At 57.3% G+C, this 17,377-nt stretch carries 18 protein-coding genes; 11 read left to right on the top strand and 7 right to left on the bottom strand.

Annotated features, from left to right (window positions below; translation table 11 throughout):
- The 4 genes from sapD to sapA are packed head-to-tail and all read right to left on the bottom strand — an operon-like array spanning position 1 to position 4,484.
- Entirely contained in the window at positions 1–993 is a 993-nt protein-coding gene (gene sapD / locus V2S86_RS06245) for a putrescine export ABC transporter ATP-binding protein SapD (RefSeq protein ID WP_330761681.1), read from the bottom strand.
- The gene (gene sapC, locus V2S86_RS06250) at positions 993–1,883 is read right to left on the bottom strand and encodes a putrescine export ABC transporter permease SapC (RefSeq protein ID WP_006319527.1); all 891 of its coding nucleotides are present in this window, start codon (positions 1,881–1,883) and stop codon (positions 993–995) included. Before sapC ends, sapD begins: the two co-directional genes overlap by 1 nt.
- Positions 1,870–2,835, bottom strand: coding sequence for a putrescine export ABC transporter permease SapB (gene sapB, locus V2S86_RS06255; protein WP_330761682.1), 966 nt, complete (start codon positions 2,833–2,835; stop codon positions 1,870–1,872). The genes sapC and sapB overlap by 14 nt, the downstream gene beginning before the upstream one ends.
- Positions 2,832–4,484 carry an ABC transporter substrate-binding protein SapA gene (sapA, locus tag V2S86_RS06260; protein WP_330761683.1) on the bottom strand — a complete coding sequence of 551 codons (1,653 nt, stop codon included), beginning with the start codon at positions 4,482–4,484 and terminating at the stop codon, positions 2,832–2,834. The genes sapB and sapA overlap by 4 nt, the downstream gene beginning before the upstream one ends.
- 205 nt (positions 4,485–4,689) lie before the next feature.
- Between sapA and folE2 the strand changes: the two genes are divergently transcribed.
- From folE2 to zigA, 3 genes are read left to right on the top strand one after another with little or no spacing between them, the layout of a single operon-like run.
- Positions 4,690–5,619: a GTP cyclohydrolase FolE2 gene (folE2, locus tag V2S86_RS06265; protein ID WP_330761684.1), complete on the top strand. Its 930-nt coding sequence runs from the start codon at positions 4,690–4,692 to the stop codon at positions 5,617–5,619.
- Positions 5,609–6,169 (top strand): carbonate dehydratase, encoded by a 561-nt coding sequence (locus V2S86_RS06270; protein WP_330761685.1) that lies wholly within the window; start codon positions 5,609–5,611, stop codon positions 6,167–6,169. Before folE2 ends, V2S86_RS06270 begins: the two co-directional genes overlap by 11 nt.
- 12 nt (positions 6,170–6,181) lie before the next feature.
- The gene (gene zigA / locus V2S86_RS06275; protein WP_330761686.1) at positions 6,182–7,369 is read left to right on the top strand and encodes a zinc metallochaperone GTPase ZigA; all 1,188 of its coding nucleotides are present in this window, start codon (positions 6,182–6,184) and stop codon (positions 7,367–7,369) included.
- A gap of 192 nt (positions 7,370–7,561) precedes the next feature.
- On the opposite strand, the gene pspF is transcribed toward zigA, so the two are convergent.
- Entirely contained in the window at positions 7,562–8,569 is a 1,008-nt protein-coding gene (gene pspF / locus V2S86_RS06280) for a phage shock protein operon transcriptional activator (protein WP_330761687.1), read from the bottom strand.
- Between the two features lie 184 nt (positions 8,570–8,753).
- Here pspF and pspA point away from each other — a divergent pair, with 184 nt between their 5' ends.
- The 7 genes from pspA to tyrR all read left to right on the top strand — a co-directional run bounded on the left by pspA (position 8,754) and on the right by tyrR (position 14,765).
- Complete coding sequence (gene pspA, locus V2S86_RS06285) at positions 8,754–9,419, top strand: phage shock protein PspA (protein ID WP_004945117.1); 666 nt, start codon at positions 8,754–8,756, stop codon at positions 9,417–9,419.
- 60 nt (positions 9,420–9,479) lie between these two features.
- On the top strand, positions 9,480–9,707 hold the full coding sequence (gene pspB, locus V2S86_RS06290) for an envelope stress response membrane protein PspB (RefSeq protein WP_006319541.1): 228 nt from the start codon (positions 9,480–9,482) through the stop codon (positions 9,705–9,707).
- Positions 9,707–10,066: an envelope stress response membrane protein PspC gene (gene pspC / locus V2S86_RS06295; protein WP_004945110.1), complete on the top strand. Its 360-nt coding sequence runs from the start codon at positions 9,707–9,709 to the stop codon at positions 10,064–10,066. The genes pspB and pspC overlap by 1 nt, the downstream gene beginning before the upstream one ends.
- Positions 10,067–10,162: 96 nt before the next feature.
- Positions 10,163–10,429, top strand: coding sequence for a phage shock protein PspD (gene pspD, locus V2S86_RS06300; RefSeq protein WP_006319543.1), 267 nt, complete (start codon positions 10,163–10,165; stop codon positions 10,427–10,429).
- A complete protein-coding gene (locus tag V2S86_RS06305) occupies positions 10,410–11,807 on the top strand; it encodes a YcjX family protein (protein WP_330761688.1) in 1,398 nt (465 codons plus the stop codon). Before pspD ends, V2S86_RS06305 begins: the two co-directional genes overlap by 20 nt.
- The gene (locus V2S86_RS06310; RefSeq protein WP_062870999.1) at positions 11,804–12,865 is read left to right on the top strand and encodes a YcjF family protein; all 1,062 of its coding nucleotides are present in this window, start codon (positions 11,804–11,806) and stop codon (positions 12,863–12,865) included. Before V2S86_RS06305 ends, V2S86_RS06310 begins: the two co-directional genes overlap by 4 nt.
- 328 nt (positions 12,866–13,193) lie before the next feature.
- Positions 13,194–14,765 carry a transcriptional regulator TyrR gene (gene tyrR / locus V2S86_RS06315; RefSeq protein WP_330761689.1) on the top strand — a complete coding sequence of 524 codons (1,572 nt, stop codon included), beginning with the start codon at positions 13,194–13,196 and terminating at the stop codon, positions 14,763–14,765.
- Positions 14,766–14,826: 61 nt separating this feature from the next.
- On the opposite strand, the gene tpx is transcribed toward tyrR, so the two are convergent.
- Positions 14,827–15,330 (bottom strand): thiol peroxidase, encoded by a 504-nt coding sequence (gene tpx, locus V2S86_RS06320; protein ID WP_330761690.1) that lies wholly within the window; start codon positions 15,328–15,330, stop codon positions 14,827–14,829.
- Positions 15,331–15,554: 224 nt separating this feature from the next.
- Here tpx and ycjG point away from each other — a divergent pair, with 224 nt between their 5' ends.
- Positions 15,555–16,535, top strand: coding sequence for an L-Ala-D/L-Glu epimerase (gene ycjG / locus V2S86_RS06325; RefSeq protein ID WP_330761691.1), 981 nt, complete (start codon positions 15,555–15,557; stop codon positions 16,533–16,535).
- Here the strand turns inward: ycjG and mpaA are convergent.
- Complete coding sequence (mpaA, locus tag V2S86_RS06330) at positions 16,532–17,239, bottom strand: murein tripeptide amidase MpaA (RefSeq protein ID WP_311992452.1); 708 nt, start codon at positions 17,237–17,239, stop codon at positions 16,532–16,534. The two genes, ycjG and mpaA, sit on opposite strands and share 4 nt — an antisense overlap.
- Positions 17,240–17,377: the final 138 nt, after the last annotated feature.

The raw sequence follows: 17,377 nt of genomic DNA on the forward strand, positions 1-17,377 counted from the left end.
TTATTGCTCCTCCATGTTCAACGGGAAGTGGCAGGCGAAGAAGTGGTTTTTCACCGGGCGCAGGCGCGGCGTTTCGATGCACTTTTTCTGCGCGTAAGGGCAGCGTGGCCCCAGACGGCAACCGATCGGCAGATGTTCCAATGACGGAATGGCGCCCGGCAACGTATTGAGCCGGCTTTTATGCGGCAACGAGCGGCCAAAATCCGGCATGGAGCGGATCAGCGCCTGAGTGTACGGATGATGAGGCGCCGCCAGCAGCTCTTCGCACTGAGCGCTTTCTACCGTTTGACCGCAGTACAACACGTTCACCCGGTCGGCCCATTTGCTCATCATCTGTAGATCGTGGCTGATCAATAAAATGGTGGTGTTGTTGTTTTGATTCAGCCGGGCCAGCAGGCGGAAAATCTGCGCCTGGGTGGTGGGCTCCATGGCGTTGGTCGGTTCGTCGGCGATCAGCAGACGTGGCTGGTTGGCCAGAGCGATGGCGATCATCACTTTCTGGCATTCGCCTTCGGTCAGCTCATAAGGGAAACTGCCCATGATGTCGACATGATCTTTGATGCCAACGCGGTGCAGCAACTCAATGGCGCGACGTTTGCGCCAGTTGAAACGCTGCCACCAGCGGCCTTTATAGGTCCAGCCAGGGATCGCCTGCGCCAGTTGGCGGCCGATGCTTTCAGAAGGATCCAGACACGACTGCGGCTCCTGGAAAATCATCGAGACGTTATGCCCGACCAGCTTGCGTCGCTCGCGCGGCGTCAATTGCAGCAGGTCGATATCATCAAAGCGGAAACGGTCGGCGGTGACGCGCCAATTGTCTTTGGTGACGCCGCAAATCGCTTTGGCGATCAGGCTCTTGCCCGAGCCGGATTCACCCACCAGACCGCGTACTTCACCTTCGGTCAGCGTCATGCTGACGCGATCGACCGCCTTGACCGGCCCGTCGGCGGTCATAAATTCAATCGTCAGGTTGCGGATATCAAGTAACGGCATTATTCCACTCCTGCGTTGATTGCGCGGCGCATACCGTCGCCCAACAGGTTAACCAGCAGCACGCTGATCAGGATCGCCGCACCGGGTAACATGACCGTCCAGGGCGCGACGTACACCAGCTCCAGCGAATCGCCGAGCATGGCGCCCCATTCCGGCGACGGCAATTGCGCGCCGAGATCGAGGAAGCCGAGTGCGGCGATATCCAGGATCGCCATCGACAGCGCACGAGTAAACTCGGTCACCAGCACCGCCGCGATATTCGGCATCACCGCGTACCACAAGATTTGCGGCGTGGAGGCGCCGTCGAGACGCACCGCCACCACATATTCTTTTTCCAACTCGTCGTGCACCGCGCTGTAAATGGTGCGCACCATGCGCGGCAACAGCGCCAGCCAGACCGCCAGCATCGCGTGCTCGAGCTTTGGCCCAAGGAACGCCACCACCACAATCGCCAGCAGCAGCGAAGGAATGGAGAGCAGGGTATCGAGAATATGGTTCAGCACCGCCGAGCGCAGGCCGTGGGTAACGCCGGCAAACACGCCGAGGATCACGCCGAAAAAGGCGGCGGCCAGGGTCACCAATAACGCCGACCCAAAGGTCGCGGCAGTACCGGTCAGCAGGCGGCTAAGAATATCGCGACCGAGATCGTCAGTGCCGAGAAAGAAGGAAACGTTGCCGTAGCGCGACCAGGAAGGCGGCAGCAACTGATAGCCCAGGAACTGTTGATCGAGCGCATAGGGCGCCAGCAGGCTGCCGAATACGCAAAGCAGCAGCAGTGCGATCACGCCGTAGAAGCCGATCATCGCCAGGGCATCGCCGTAAAAAATCCGCCAGGTGTAAAGCAGCGGGCTGGGCATCTTCTTTTCACGGTATACGTTATCTAAGGGCATACCATTCCTTATGTTTCAATGGGTTGGTTGCTGCACCCAAAATGTCGGCCAATACGTTAATGGTGATCACCAGCGTGCCGACCACCATTATGCCGGCGGAGATCGCCGCATAATCCTGCTGGCGGATGGCGTTAATCATCCAGCGGCCGAGGCCAGGCCAACTGAAGACCATTTCGGTGATCATCGCCAGCGTCAGCATGGTGGAGAATTGCAGCCCCAGCTTGGGCACGATAGGCGGCAGTGCGTTATGCAGCACGTGGCGACGGATAATGGTAAAGCGGGATAACCCCCGGGTGGCGGCGGCTTTGATGTAGTTTTGGTTGAGCACGTCGTCGGTGCTGATCCGCATCAGGCGCACCACTTCGGTGGTGGGCGCTACCGCCAGTGCGGCAATAGGCAAAATCATATGGCGCAACGCGCTGCCGATCATCTCGGAACGGTACGGCGAATCCGACAGCCAGGCATCAATCAGCGCAAACCCGGTGATGGGTTTGACCTGATACAGCAGATCGAAACGGCCGGAAACCGGTAACCAGCCAAGGTGCAGCGAGAAAAACAGCATCAGCAGCAACGCCAACCAGAAAACCGGCATCGAAAACCCGAGCAGAGCAAAAGTGCTGATGGCGGTGTCCTGCCATTTGCCGCGCATTACGCCGGCGATAATCCCCAACGGAATGCCGATAAATAACGCCAGAGTAAAAGCAAGAATGCACAGTTCCATGGTGGCGGGGAACACTTCGCGCAGTTGCTCGCTGATCGCCTGGCCGTTAATGCTGGAAACGCCAAAATCCCAGTGCAGCAGGCTGACAAAGTAAAAGTGGTAGGCATCGAGCAGGGCGGCGCCGTTCAGCGGCGCGCGCGGCGTGAAATAGCTCAGGCTAAAGCTGACCAGAGTCAGGAGGAACAACGTGATCAGCAGCAACAAGATGCGGCGCAAGGTAAAGATAATCACTTTTTCGGCCCCTCCGCGGATTCACGGTACACCCCGGCAAATGACGCATTGCCGAATGGGCTCAATACCAGCCCTTTGATGTCGTAGCGGTATGCCTGCAGGCGCAACGAGGACGCCAGCGGCAACACCGGCAGTTGCTGCTCAAGAATTTTTTGCGCCTTCTGGTAGTTGTCGATGCGTTGCGACAACTGCTGTGACAGCAACGCATTTTGCAGCACCTCGTCAAACTCCGGCTCACACCAGTGAGCATAGTTGGTTTGCGAGCGGATTGCCGCGCAGCTCAACAGCGGCCGGAAGAAACTGTCCGGGTCGTTGCTGTCGGTGGCCCAGCCGGTGAGGGTCAGATCGTGATTCATCTCCATCAGCCGCGCTTCCTGGAAGCGGCCTTCGACCGGCACGATAGTGACGTTAATGCCAACCTGGCCCAAATCGGCCTGAATCAGTTCGGCAGTCTTCAGTGGGCTGGGGTTATAGGACTGTGATGCGGTAGGTACCCACAGCTTCAGATTCAAGGATTCAATACCCGCTTGCTTGAGCATTTCGCGCGATTTTGCCGGATCAAACTCGGTGACGTGAGCTTCATTGTCGTAGGCCCACGAGGCGCGCGGCAGAATGGAGGCAGCGGTTTCCGCCGTGCCGTAATAAATCGACTGCATCAGGCGTTGGTTGTTGATAGCCAGTGAAATGGCCTGACGCACTTTTAAATCGTTCAACGGCGGTTTGCGGGTATTGAAAGCCAGATAGGCGATGTTCATACCTGGCCGAAGCGTAAGGCGCAGGCGCGGATCGTCGCGCAAAATCGAGAGCTGGCTGGCAGCGGGATAGGCGAGCACGTCGCACTCGCCGGTCAACAACTTCGACAATCGGCCGGTGCCGCCGGCGCCCAGATCGATCACCACCTGCGGCATGCGCGGCCGGCCTTTCCAGTAGACGTCATTGCGCGCCAGACGGATATATTGCCCCGAACGATATTCATTCAACAGGAAGGGCCCGGTGCCGACCGGCTCACGATCGATCATTTCCTGATGGCCTTCGCGCGTCAGGCCTTGCGCATATTCTGCCGACATCACCGGGGCATAGTGGGTCGCGATATGCCACAAAAACGAGGCGTCCGGCGCCTGCAGGCGGATCTCGACGGTATAGTCGTCGAGCTTCTTCACGCTTTGCACCGAGTCGCCAAACTGCAGGCTGTCGAAGTAAGGGTACTCGCCGCCGTTGACGTCATGATACGGATGCTTTCGATTAAACATGCGTTCAAAGCTGAACACCACGTCATCGGCGTTCAGTTTGCGCGTCGGCGTAAACCAGGCGGTGGTCTGGAATGGCACGTCCTTGCGCAGATGGAAGCGGTAGGTTGCGCCGTTATCCAGCACTTCCCAGCTTTGCGCCAGTTCGGGGATCAGCCGGTAGGTATAAGGGTCGACATCCAGCAGGCGGTCGTACAGCTGCGCGGCCAGGGTATCGACAGTCAGCCCGCTGCTGGCCATCTGCGGATTAAAGGTGTTCAGTATGCCGCTGACGCAATAGACAAAGCCGCTCTGGCGGATATCCGGCAACGGCGTCGCCGCGATGGGCGCGGGGGGGGTTGAGGCCAGGGCGGAACTTGCCAGGCAGCTCAATGACAGAATCCAAAGGGGTAAACCACGCATAGACGCTTCATGGGTTAATAAGCAATAGCGTTAGTGTATCGCACTCTGGCGAACTGCCCAATCCATTGAGCAAAATGGCTGAGTTTTCTGCTACTTGATTGAACACTTTGCCGTCACAGGCAAAAAATAACTAAAATGATATGTTATAACATAACATTATTATGTTACCGTCCCCTGCACGATATCAATAATCGCAAGGGGACGTATGAACAAGATTGCACTTCCACCACCCCAGCCGTTGCCGGATGCTCAGGTCTGGCAGGGTGAGATGAGTGACGTCGGGCTTGATTGGGTCGGGATGCAAGAAATAGCGCTGCCGTTGGAATTGGCAGGCAAGCCGTTGATGACGAAGGTCAACGTTGGTATCAATCTTCTCGCCACCCGTCAAGGTTCGCGTGGAATACACATGTCACGGCTGTATCTGGCGCTGGATGAACTGACGCAGGGCGAGCTGACGTCGCAGTCCATCGGGCAGACGCTGAATGCCATTTTGGCTTCTCAGCCCGAACACAGCGACCGTGCCAGCCTGAGTATCCGCGGCGAGCTGCTGCTGTCGCGGCCGGCACTGCTGTCGCCACACCGCGGCTGGAAAGCCTACCCGTTGCGCATTGACGCCACGTTGACCAAGGCTCTGGCGCTATCGCTGACGGTCGGCGTGCCGTATTCCTCTACCTGTCCCAGCTCGGCGGCGCTCAGCCGTCAACTGGCGCAACAGCAGTTTCAGTTTGATTTTGAACAGGAGTCGGACAGGGTCGATCGGCAGCAGGTGATCGATTGGCTGGGTGAGCAGGGCATGCCCGCCACTCCGCACAGCCAGCGCAGTTGGGCCTGGGTGACGCTGACGCTCACCGGCAGTGAACCGGCGTTACCGGTGATCAATTTAATCGATCGTATTGAGCATGCGCTGGGTACGCCGTCGCAAACATTGGTAAAGCGCCGCGATGAGCAGGCCTTCGCCCTGGCTAATGGCCAAAACCTGATGTTTTGCGAGGACGCCGCGCGCCGTTTGTATCGGATGCTGCGCAGCCAATGCGGCCGGCAAGGGTTCTCGTTGCGGGTGGAGCATCAGGAAAGCCTGCACGCCCACAATGCGGTAGCCGAACTGAGCTGGCGGGAGGAAGGCGATGCTGCGTAAAAATCCCAGCGGCCACCTGCCGCAAGTCTCGCCACAGGCCTATATCGATCCTACCGCCATTATCTGTGGCCGGGTGATTGTCGAAGATTTTGTCTACGTTGGCCCCTACGCAGTGATCCGCGCCGATGAACTGAATGCGGCCGGCGATATGGAGCCGATCGTTATCGGTTCTCACTCGAATATTCAGGACGGCGTGGTGATCCACTCGAAAAGCGGAGCGGCGGTCACCATCGGCAGCTACAGCTCCATCGCGCATCGCGCGATTGTTCACGGCCCGTGCCGCATAGAGGATCGGGTGTTTATCGGGTTCAACAGCGTGCTGTTCAACTGCCATATCCGTTCCGGCTGCGTGGTGCGCTACAACGCGGTGGTGGATGGCGTCACGCTGCCGGAGAACCTGTATATCCCATCGACCGAGCGCGTCGGCGCCGACAGCGATCTGTCGTTGTATCGCCAGGTTGATCGCCGTGCGCTGCAATTTTCTGAAGAAGTGGCCGCCACGAATGTCGAACTGGTTCGCGGCTACCAGGCATTGCGTAATGAGTTTTAAGCGAGGAACCTGATGAATCCGTTACCCGTTACCGTACTTTCCGGTTTTCTCGGCGCCGGTAAAACCACGGTGCTGAACCATATTCTGAATAACCGCCAGGGCATGCGCGTGGCGGTGATCGTTAATGACATGAGCGAAGTGAACATAGATGCCGCGCTGATCGAGAACCAGATCCAGCTCGATCGCCGACAGGAAAAGCTGGTGGAAATGAGCAATGGCTGCATCTGCTGCACGCTGCGCGAAGATCTGTTGATCTCGGTGCGCGAACTGGCGCAGGCCGGCCGCTTCGATTATCTGCTGATTGAATCCAGTGGTATTTCAGAACCGCTGCCGGTGGCGGAAACCTTCACCTTTGAAGATGAACAGGGGGAAAGCCTGTCGCAGTTCGCCCGGCTGGATACGCTGGTCACGGTGGTGGATGGCGTGAATTTCATGCGGCAATACCAAGAGGCTCAGACCTTGCAGGAGGCTGGGCAAAGCCTGGGCGAGGACGATCTGCGCAGCGTGGCGGACCTGCTGATCGAGCAAATCGAATTTTGCGATGTGATGCTGGTGAGTAAAACCGATTTGCTGACGCCAGAACAGCAGGGGGAAGTGATGGCGCTGCTTGCCGGCCTTAACCCGGTCGCCAATATTATTCCTGTTTCCCCCGGTAAATTACCGCTGGAGGCGGTATTAAACACCGGCAGTTTCAGCTTCGAAAAGGCCCAACAGGCACCGGGCTGGTTGAAGGAGTTGCGGGGCGAACATGTTCCGGAGACGGAAAACTATGGCATCAGCAGCTTTGTCTATCAGGCGCGGCGACCCTTTGACCCGGATAAGTTTTATCGGATGATCAACGGCGATTGGGGGGGCGGCAAGCTGTTACGTTCAAAGGGGTTCTTCTGGCTGGCTACTCGCCCGCGGCAAGCGGGGCAGTGGAGCCAGGCCGGTGGTATCGCGCATTATGGGCTGGCGGGCACCTTCTGGCGCGCGCTGCCGCAGGAGAACTGGCCACAAGATGAAGAAACCCGGGCGCAAATCAAGGCAAAATGGGTGGAGCCGTTTGGCGATATGCGTCAGGAACTGGTGTTTATCGGCCAGCACCTGCGGCAGGCGGAAATCGCCCGTTTGCTGGATGCCTGCCTGCTGAGCGATGACCAAATGGCGGCGGGTGTGGACTATTGGCTGGATATGGCCGATCCCTTCCCTGAATGGTAAGTGCACAATATCAGTGTGGTAATGAGAAAAATTCTCAACAAATCGCTTTACAGATGATACTGATAACTATTATCATCATTTTGCAGTTCACGGCAGGCCACAGTGAGTGGCCCGGTTGTGAAAGGCACGACATTGCTCACATTGCTTCCAGTGTTTTTTAAGCCAGCTCGGGTGCTGGCTTTTTTTTGCCCGTTATTCTTCGTCCGCATCCCCGTTTTGCAATAGCGCATGTTTTTTCAGCATGCCCCTCAACTGATGGTAGGTCAGCCCCAGCAGGCCCGCCGCCTTGCGTTGGTTAAATTTCCCTTGTTGCAGCGCCGTTTCGATCAGCGTTTTTTCCTGCTCCAACTGCCAGGCTTTTAAATCGACCGGCAGCATAGGTCGATCATTACGCGTTTCGCGATCCGGCGGTGGAAGAGGGTTCTCCCTTTGGGCAAAGGGATTGATAACGATGTTATCCAGCGCGCTGGCGCTGGTGCCGTGCCGGTACACGGAACGTTCCACCACGTTTTTCAGTTCCCGCACGTTGCCCGGCCAGCTATAGGCGAGAAGCGTATCCCTGGCGCGTTCGGTAAAGCCGGGGAACAGCTGCAGCGACAGCTCGCGGCACATCTGAATCGCAAAGTGTTCGGCCAGCAGCATGATGTCTTGCTGCCGCCGGCGCAGCGGCGGGAGTTGAACGACGTCGAACGCCAACCGGTCCAGCAGATCGGCGCGGAATTTTCCCGCAGCGGCCAGCGCGGGCAAGTCATCGTTGGTGGCGCACACCAACCGCACATCAACCTGCAGCGGTTGGCTGCCGCCTACGCGCTCCAGATGCCCGTATTCAATTACCCGCAACAATTTTTCCTGTACCAGCATGGGGGCAGTGGCCAGTTCGTCGAGAAACAGCGTGCCGCCGTCGGCGCGTTCAAAGCGGCCCAGATGGCGTTTCTGCGCACCGGTAAAGGCACCCGCTTCATGGCCGAACAGCTCGGAATCCAGTAAGTTTTCATTCAAAGCCGCGCAGTTAAGCGAGATAAACGGCCCTTGCCAGCGGTTGGAAAGGTAGTGCAGACGATGGGCGATCAGCTCTTTACCGGTGCCGCGTTCGCCGATCACCAACACCGGCTTGTTCAACTTTGCCAGTTGCGAGACTTGCTCCAATACTTCGACAAAGGCGTTCGCTTCGCCCAGCAGGTTTTCTAACTGTTCGCTCATGATGAAATTCGCCAATGTTTGGTGAAAATAATCACTCTACAGCATGCTGGTGGAGAGTCAAAAATAAATAATCGTTATTATTCAATGGAGTAAAAGTTGGCACGGGTTTTGATTAAGTCTTTAGGCAAGATGTATTACTTAACGCGGCGCTTCAGACGCCATCAGAACCAAGAGGAAGTGAATTATGGGTATTTTTTCTCGTTTTGCCGACATCGTGAACGCCAATATCAATACGCTGCTGGATAAGGCGGAAGATCCGCAAAAACTGGTGCGCCTGATGATCCAGGAGATGGAAGACACGCTGGTTGAAGTGCGCTCCACCTCGGCGCGTGCGCTGGCGGAGAAAAAGCAACTGCTGCGCCGCATTGAGCAGGGTGAAAATCAGCTCAACGATTGGCAGGACAAGGCCGAACTGGCATTGCGCAAAGATAAAGAAGACCTGGCCCGCGCGGCGCTGATCGAAAAACAGAAGGTGGCTGACCTGATCTCAACGCTGACCCACGAAGTGTCTACCGTGGAAGAGACGCTGGCCAGAATGAAAAGCGAAATCGGCGAGCTGGAAAACAAGCTGACCGAAACCCGTGCGCGTCAGCAGGCATTGACGCTGCGTCATCAGGCAGCATCTTCTTCCCGCGACGTGCGCCGCCAGCTCGACAGCGGCAAACTGGATGAGGCGATGGCGCGTTTCGAACAGTTCGAGCGCCGTATCGATCATATGGAAGCCGAAGCGGAAAGCGTCATCATCGGTAAAAAGAAGTCTCTGGACCAGGAGTTTGCCGAACTGAAAGCCGACGATGCCATCAGCGAGCAACTGGCGGCGTTGAAAGCCAAAATGAACCGCACTGAGTAAGTGCTACAGCGGCCACGGTAATGTGGCCGCCTATTAAAGACGCAATAAGAAGGAAAAGAAATGAGTGCTCTACTACTTGCCATTCCGTTGACAATCTTTGTGTTGTTTGTCGCACCGATTTGGCTTTGGCTGCATTACAGCAATCGGCAACAAAACGGCATTCAACTGAGCCATCAGGAAATGCAGCGTCTGGCGCAGTTGGCCGACGATGCCAAGCGTATGCGTGAGCGCATTCAGGCGCTGGAAGAAATTCTCGATGCGGAACACCCGAACTGGAGACAGTCTTGATGAGCAATACTCTGGGCAGTAAAAAGCTTTATCGCGTACCTGAGGAAGGCATGGTGAAGGGCGTCTGCGCCGGTCTGGCTCATTATTTTGACGTGCCGGTACGCCTGATCCGGGTAATAGTGGTGCTGTCGATGATTTTTGGCCTGTTTTTCTTCACGCTGGTGGCCTATTTCGCGCTGGTTTTCGTGCTGGATGAAGCGCCGGCCAGCCGTTTCGAAGGTGAAAATTACAAGACGCCGCGCCAGTTGCTCGATCAATTGGAGTACGAACTGGGCAGTGGCGAACAGCAACTGCGCCAGGTTGAGCGTTATGTCACGTCGGATACCTTCGGCGTACAGAGTCGTTTCCGCAAATTGTAACCCTGCCTCGCGTGCCCTGACCTGCGCGTGGCGCAGGTCAGGCATGGTGCCTGCCAACATCCTTTTTCAAGCAAACCGTGCCGGAGGGCATTGATAATGAATAAAACCTATGCCGCAAAAGCCGTTAAATCCGCTGGAATCAAACAAGGTGCAGGTACAGTGTTGAAGACATTGTCTAAAGTGATCATCATAGCGTTACTGAATTACGGCCCTGCCGGCGCGGCCGGCTGGTTGCTGCGGACCGTTGGCCGCAAACCGATTCGCTTTGTGCTGGCGCTGGTGCTGGAACCTCTGTTCCGCAAAGGCCTGAACAAGGTATTTGGGCGTTACGCCAAGGAGAACAATGAAACGACTGCAAAATGAGTTAACCTCGCTGGTCAACCGCGGAATGGATCGCCATCTGCGCCTGGCGGTGACCGGCCTTAGCCGCAGCGGCAAAACCGCCTTTATCACCGCCTTCGTCAACCAGCTGCTGCACGTTCACAGCGGTGCGCGCATGCCGCTGTTTTCGCCAGTGCGCGAAGAACGCTTGCTGGGTGTGAAACGCATTCCGCAGCGCGATCTTGGCATTCAACGTTTTACCTATGATGAAGGGCTGGCGCAGCTTTATGGCACCCCGCCAGGCTGGCCGACCCCGACGCGCGGCGTCAGCGAAATTCGCCTGGCGCTGCGCTACCGTTCCAATGATTCGTTGCTGCGGCATTTTAAAGATACCTCGACGCTGTATCTGGAGATCGTCGATTATCCCGGCGAGTGGTTGCTGGATTTGCCCATGCTGGAACAGGACTATCTGGCCTGGTCGCGCCAGATGGCCGGTCTGTTGCAGGGCGATCGCGCCGAGTGGGCCAAACCCTGGCTGGCGTTGTGCAAAAGCTGCGATCCGCTCGCGCTGGCCGACGAAAACAAGTTGGCGGCCATTGCCCAGGCTTACACCGATTATCTGCTGCGCTGCAAAAGCGAAGGCTTGCACTTTATCCAGCCGGGCCGCTTCGTGCTGCCGGGCGATCTGGCCGGTGCGCCGGCACTGCAGTTCTTCCCGTGGCCCAATGTCGACAGTCTCGGCGAATCGAAACTGGCGCAGGCTGACAAGCACACCAACATCGGCATGCTGCGGGCGCGTTTCAATTACTACTGCCAGTCCATCGTCAAAAACTTCTATAAAGAACATTTCGTCCGTTTCGATCGCCAGATTGTGCTGGTTGACTGCCTGCAACCGCTCAACAGCGGTCCACAGGCGTTCAACGACATGCGCCTGGCGCTGACCCAACTGATGCAAAGCTTCCACTACGGCAAGCGCACGTTGTTCCGCCGGTTGTTCTCGCCGACCATCGACAAGCTGATGTTTGCCGCCACCAAGGCGGATCACATTACCGCCGACCAGCACGCCAATCTGGTGTCGTTGTTGCAGCAGTTGGTGCAGGAAGCGTGGCAGAACGCGGCATTTGAGGGCATCAGTATGGACTGTGTGGGGTTGGCCTCCGTGCAGGCGACCGAAAGTGGCATCGTCGATCACCAGGGGCAGCGGATCCCGGCCTTGAAGGGCAATCGCCTCGCCGATGGCGCGCCGTTGACGGTGTTCCCCGGCGAAGTACCGGCGCGTTTGCCGGGGCCGGCTTTCTGGCAAAACCAGGGGTTCCACTTTGATGAATTCCGGCCCAGGGCCATGAGCGTGGACAGCCCGTTGCCGCATATCCGCCTGGATGCGGTGATGGAGTTTTTATTGGGAGATAAATTGCGATGAGCGAACCTATAAAACCGCGTATCGATTTTGAAGAGCCGTTGCAGCCGCCGCAAGAACCGATATTGCGCGCCAACGTCGCCTTTGATGAACAGCAGGCGGAGCGTTTTTTCCCGGCCGCGCCTGAGTTGGAACAAGAAGAGGAAGAAGGGCGCGCTGAAGGCATTATCAATGCCGCCTTGAAACCCAAACGCAGCCTGTGGCGCAAAATGGTGACCGCCGGGTTGGCGCTGTTCGGCGTCAGCGTGGTGGCGCAGGGTGTACAGTGGGTGCATACCGCCTGGGTACAGCAGGATTGGATTGCCATGGGCGGCGGCGTGGCAGGTGGCTTGATCGTGTTTGCCGGGGTGGGGTCGGTCGTGACCGAATGGCGCCGGTTGTATCGTCTGCGCCAGCGTGCGGAAGAGCGCGACGTAGCACGGGAACTGTTGCACAGCCACGGGTTGGGCAAGGGTCGAGAATTCTGCGAGAAGCTGGCGCGGCAGGCCGGCCTCGATCAGGGGCATCCGGCGTTACAGCGCTGGCAGGCTTCACTGCATGAAACCCAAAACGATCGCGAAGTGGTAGCGCTTTATGCCAAGCTGGTGCAACCGGTATTGGATAATCAGGCGCGCCGTGAAATCAGCCGTTCGGCGGCCGAATCCACGTTAATGATCGCCGTCAGTCCGCTGGCGCTGGTGGATATGGCGTTTATCGCCTGGCGTAACATTCGGCTGATCAACCGTATTGCGGCGTTGTACGGCATCGAGCTGGGCTATTTCAGCCGTCTGCGGCTGTTCCGCCTGGTGCTGTTGAATATCGCCTTTGCCGGTGCGTCGGAACTGGTACGTGAGGTGGGAATGGATTGGATGTCACAGGATCTCGCCGCACGACTGTCAGCCCGTGCAGCACAGGGGATTGGCGCAGGCTTGCTGACCGCCAGACTGGGCATCAAGGCCATGGAACTGTGCCGCCCGCTTCCCTGGCTGGAGGGTGAGAAACCCAAACTTGGTGATTTCCGCAGCCAGTTGGTCGGTCAACTGAAAGACGCCATGAAAAAAAGCGATAACAAAGCCAAATAAGTTGCCTGCTGCGCCCATTCGGGCGCAGTCGTTTATTTCTGCATCAATGAGTGCCGCACGGCGCAATACGTAACACCCGGTTGACGAAAGACGATCTCCCTGCATTTACATTATATTTATCTAAAAAATTATTGCCGATTATCATAACTCTCTACAAATGAACTAAAATGACGCCGATGGTGTTATTTACTTGCGTTTAAAATCATCAACGACAGCGATAAATCAGAGTTCTGTCAACTTTTGCTGACAGATTGCTTCTACCGCTCGGGGTGAGAGAGTATCATCATCGTCAGTCATCCCCGCACTTGCAGAGATAAGGCCAATACTGATGCGTTTGGAAGTATTTTGCGAAGACCGGCTCGGTCTGACTCGAGAATTACTCGATCTTTTGGTATCGCGCAACATTGATTTACGGGGTATCGAAATCGATCCCATCGGCCGCATTTACCTCAATTTTTCCCAGCTGGATTTTGACACCTTCCGCGCGCTGATGGCGGAAATCCGCCGCATTGCCGGTGTGACCGACGTGCGCACCGTTAACTTCATGCCATCCGAGCGCGAACACCGTGCGTTGCGGGCATTGCTGGAGTCGATGCCGGAGCCGGTATTTTCGATTGATATGCGGGGCAAGGTCGAGTTGGCCAACCCGGCGGCACAGGTGCTGTTCAGCCTCAGCGAAGATAAAATCCGCAATCAAACGGCTACGGCGCTGATTGGCGGCTATAACTTCAGCCGCTGGCTGGAGAGCGAACAAACGGCGCCGCACTCAGAACGGGTCGTGATCCGCAGCCAGGATTTCCTGATGGATATCACGCCCATCTACCTGGAAGACGAAAACCAGCAGAACGCCACCGTTGGCGCGGTGGTGATGCTCAAGTCGACCGCACGCATGGGGCGTCAGCTACAGAACCTGTCGGTGAACGACGATACCGAGTTCGATCATATCGTGGCCGTCAGCCCGAAAATGCGCCAGGTGCTGGAGCAGGCCCGTAAGCTGGCGATGCTGGATGCGCCATTGCTGCTGGTCGGCGACACCGGCACCGGCAAAGACATTCTGGCTCGCGCCTGCCACCTGCGCAGCCCGCGCGGCAAACAGCCGTTTCTGGCGTTAAATTGCGCCGCACTGCCGGATGACGTGGCGGAAAGCGAATTGTTCGGCCATGCGCCCGGCGCTTACCCCAATGCGCTGGAAGGCAAGAAGGGCTTCTTCGAGCAGGCGCACGGCGGCTCGGTGCTGTTGGATGAGATCGGCGAAATGTCGCCGCGCATGCAAACCAAACTGCTGCGTTTCATCAACGACGGCACTTTCCGCCGCGTAGGGGAAGAGCATGAAGTACATGTGGATGTCCGGGTCATCTGCGCCACCCAGAAAAATTTGACGGAGCTGGTGCAGCGCGGTGAATTCCGCGAGGATCTCTATTATCGCCTTAACGTACTGACTATCACTATTCCGCCGCTGCGCGAGCGTCCGCAGGACATCATGCCGTTGACCGAGCTGTTTGTGGCGCGCTTTGCCGACGAACAGGGGGTGGCGCGGCCGAAGTTGGCGAACGATCTGGGCAGTTTCCTCAGCAAGTACGGTTGGCCGGGTAACGTGCGGCAACTGAAAAACGCCATTTACCGCGCTCTGACGCAAACGGAAGGCTTTGAACTGCGCCCGCAGGATATCGTATTGCCGGAGTTTGAGGTCGAGATGTCGCTGGGCGACGAAGTGCTGGACGGTTCGCTGGACGATATCAGCAAGCGTTTCGAACGTTCGGTGCTGACGCGGTTGTACCGCACTTACCCGAGTACGCGAAAACTGGCGAAACGACTGGGGGTTTCACATACCGCGATCGCCAACAAGCTGCGTGAGTATGGATTGAGCAGCCGCAAGGCGACAGGGGAAAGCGAAGAATAAAAACGGGCGCCGTGGCGCCCGTTTCGCTGATCAGAGCCCGCGAAAGCCGGCCCTGTTTACATCACTTCAGTGCAGCCAGCGCAGCATCGTAGTCCGGCTCGTTGGTGATCTCATTCACCAACTCGCTGTACAGCACATTGTCCTGGCCATCCAGCACCACGACCGCACGCGCAGTCAGACCCGCCAACGGGCCTTCAGCGATGTCGACGCCGTAAGCCTGTTTGAATTCTGCGCCACGCAGGGTGGACAGCGTCACTACGTTGCTCAGGCCTTCCGCGCCGCAGAAGCGTGACTGGGCGAACGGCAGATCGGAGGAGATGCACAGTACCACGGTGTTATCCAGACCGCTCGCCAGTTGGTTGAATTTACGTACCGAGGCAGCGCAAACGCCGGTATCAATACTTGGGAAGATGTTCAGGACTTTGCGTTTACCCGCGAAGCTGCTTAGCGCTACGTCTGACAGGTCTTTGGCAACCAGCGAGAAGGCTTTGGCTTGTTCGCCCGATTGTGGCAGGTGGCCTGCAACGCTGACCGGGTTACCTTGGAAATGTACTGTCTGAGTCATTGGCTTGGTTCCTTTTACAGGTGTTTATACAAAGGGTATGAGCCTAATAAAACAGTCCCAATAGCTGGGTTTACCATTAGGTTCACGCCCTGGCGTCAGTTTAAGTCAACAATTGTGGGTTGGATATATAAAGTTTGCTAAATAGTTGTATATATTAGGTTGTGTCCAAAAAAGCATCCGCCTGTTCGCCCGATTTTATGCGCTATTTTTGCTCAGGAGCCGTTATGAGAAGCATGCGTTTTTACCCAGAAGCCTGGCCATTGCATACCGCTTTTGTTATTGCCCGCGGCAGCCGCACCGAAGCGAAAGTCGTGGTGGTCGAGATTGAACTGCAGGGTGTGCGCGGTATCGGCGAATGTACGCCATATGCACGTTATGGCGAAAGCGAAGCCTCGGTGCTGGCGCAACTGGCCGAGGTGGCGCCGGCTATCGAGCGGGGAGTCACGCGTGAGCAGTTGCAGTCTCTGATGCCGGCGGGCGCGGCGCGTAATGCGGTGGATTCGGCGCTATGGGATCTGGAGTGTCGTCTCAGTGGCCAAAGCCGCTGGCAGCGCAGCGGTGTCATGGAGCCGGAACGCATCCTGATGGCACAAACCGTCAGCATCGGCTCGCCGGAGGCAATGGCGTTCGCTGCGCGCGAGCTCGACCAGCAGGGCGCACGTCTGTTGAAAATCAAGCTGGATAATCACCTGATCAGCGAACGACTGGTGGCTATCCGCGCAGCGGTGCCGAATGCGACGCTGATCGTCGATGCCAACGAATCCTGGCAGGCGGAGGGGTTGGCGGCGCGTTGTCAACTGTTGGCGGATCTGGACGTGGCGATGTTGGAACAGCCTCTGCCTGCCGCCGAAGACGGCGCGCTGGAGAACTTTATCCACCCGCTACCGATTTGTGCCGATGAAAGCTGCCACACCCGCAGCGATCTGCCGGCGCTTATCGGCCGCTATCAGATGGTCAATATCAAACTGGATAAAACCGGCGGCCTGACGGAAGCGCTCGCGTTGGCAGCGCAGGCGCGGGAGCAGGGGTTTGCCATTATGCTCGGCTGCATGTTGTGTACTTCACGGGCAATCAACGCGGCGTTACCGCTGGCTCCGGGAGCGCGCTTTGTGGATTTGGATGGCCCAACCTGGCTGGCACGGGACGTTGATGCGGGGCTGGATTTCGACTATGGGGCGATCAATCTCGCCCCGCGGCAGAATTAATCCTGGTAGGTCAGCAATTCTACCATCGCATCGAGGTAGCTCTCGCTGGCGGCATCGGCGGAAATTGGCGGGAACTCGGCGGTAATGCAAGGCAGCGACAAATCGGCGCACCAACTGCCGAACGAACCCGGCGTTTCGTAACCCACGCTGGTGACCAGCGGCAAGGCAAACTTATGTGAAAGCCAGACACCGAGCTGGGAACTGGCGGGATCTTCAATGCAGGCCAAGGGTTCATGAAACGACACCACCCAGCGCGGTTTCAGTCGATGAATCAGGTGACACAGCGCCTGGGTTTCCGGTTCCGAACCGGGGCGGCCGCCGGTTGACAGCTTGACGTCCCGCGCTTCCGCCGCGCTGTTCCAACGATAGACCGTATCGCCGGAGCGCCAGTTGGCGGCGGGGAAGTTACGGTTCAGGTCAACGCCGTTGGCATTGGCGCGCAACCCCAGTTGGCACCCGTCGGGATTGACCGCCAACACCACGTGATGGCGCAGCCGGTTTGGCGCAATGCTGCGTAACGCGCAAGAAAGGGTGACGATAGCGGCCCCCTCGTCACCGTGGGTACCGGCGATGATCAGCCCGGTTTCCGGGCCGCTGATGGCTGCGGGGAAATAGAGCAGCGGCGCGCCTAACAGCGAACTGCCGTAATTCTCTCCTGCAACGGCCAATTGGCCACGTTCACTGCGCGGTCGATGCTGGATCATGGTGTTGTCCCTGGGTTAAACGTCGAGAGTCATTATCATTTTATTCAGTGTATTACGCTTTGGTTCATCTTTCCCAGAGCAATCGTTTCACCGTTGCCTGATATGTGAGCTGTGCGTTGGCGCAGGCAACAATAAAAC

The sequence above is a fragment of the Serratia sp. C2(1) genome (assembly GCF_036352655.1).
Lineage (GTDB): Bacteria > Pseudomonadota > Gammaproteobacteria > Enterobacterales > Enterobacteriaceae > Serratia > Serratia inhibens.

Coding starts and splice junctions, on each gene's coding strand:
- pspA (WP_004945117.1), top strand. CDS start 8,754: ATGGGTATTTTTTCTCGTTTTGCCGACATCGTGAACGCCAATATCAAT.
- tpx (WP_330761690.1), bottom strand. CDS start 15,330: ATGACTCAGACAGTACATTTCCAAGGTAACCCGGTCAGCGTTGCAGGC.
- zigA (WP_330761686.1), top strand. CDS start 6,182: ATGAATCCGTTACCCGTTACCGTACTTTCCGGTTTTCTCGGCGCCGGT.
- V2S86_RS06310 (WP_062870999.1), top strand. CDS start 11,804: ATGAGCGAACCTATAAAACCGCGTATCGATTTTGAAGAGCCGTTGCAG.
- pspD (WP_006319543.1), top strand. CDS start 10,163: ATGAATAAAACCTATGCCGCAAAAGCCGTTAAATCCGCTGGAATCAAA.
- sapD (WP_330761681.1), bottom strand. CDS start 993: ATGCCGTTACTTGATATCCGCAACCTGACGATTGAATTTATGACCGCC.
- ycjG (WP_330761691.1), top strand. CDS start 15,555: ATGAGAAGCATGCGTTTTTACCCAGAAGCCTGGCCATTGCATACCGCT.
- pspB (WP_006319541.1), top strand. CDS start 9,480: ATGAGTGCTCTACTACTTGCCATTCCGTTGACAATCTTTGTGTTGTTT.
- V2S86_RS06305 (WP_330761688.1), top strand. CDS start 10,410: ATGAAACGACTGCAAAATGAGTTAACCTCGCTGGTCAACCGCGGAATG.
- sapA (WP_330761683.1), bottom strand. CDS start 4,484: ATGCGTGGTTTACCCCTTTGGATTCTGTCATTGAGCTGCCTGGCAAGT.
- V2S86_RS06270 (WP_330761685.1), top strand. CDS start 5,609: ATGCTGCGTAAAAATCCCAGCGGCCACCTGCCGCAAGTCTCGCCACAG.
- pspC (WP_004945110.1), top strand. CDS start 9,707: ATGAGCAATACTCTGGGCAGTAAAAAGCTTTATCGCGTACCTGAGGAA.
- folE2 (WP_330761684.1), top strand. CDS start 4,690: ATGAACAAGATTGCACTTCCACCACCCCAGCCGTTGCCGGATGCTCAG.
- tyrR (WP_330761689.1), top strand. CDS start 13,194: ATGCGTTTGGAAGTATTTTGCGAAGACCGGCTCGGTCTGACTCGAGAA.
- mpaA (WP_311992452.1), bottom strand. CDS start 17,239: ATGATCCAGCATCGACCGCGCAGTGAACGTGGCCAATTGGCCGTTGCA.
- pspF (WP_330761687.1), bottom strand. CDS start 8,569: ATGAGCGAACAGTTAGAAAACCTGCTGGGCGAAGCGAACGCCTTTGTC.
- sapC (WP_006319527.1), bottom strand. CDS start 1,883: ATGCCCTTAGATAACGTATACCGTGAAAAGAAGATGCCCAGCCCGCTG.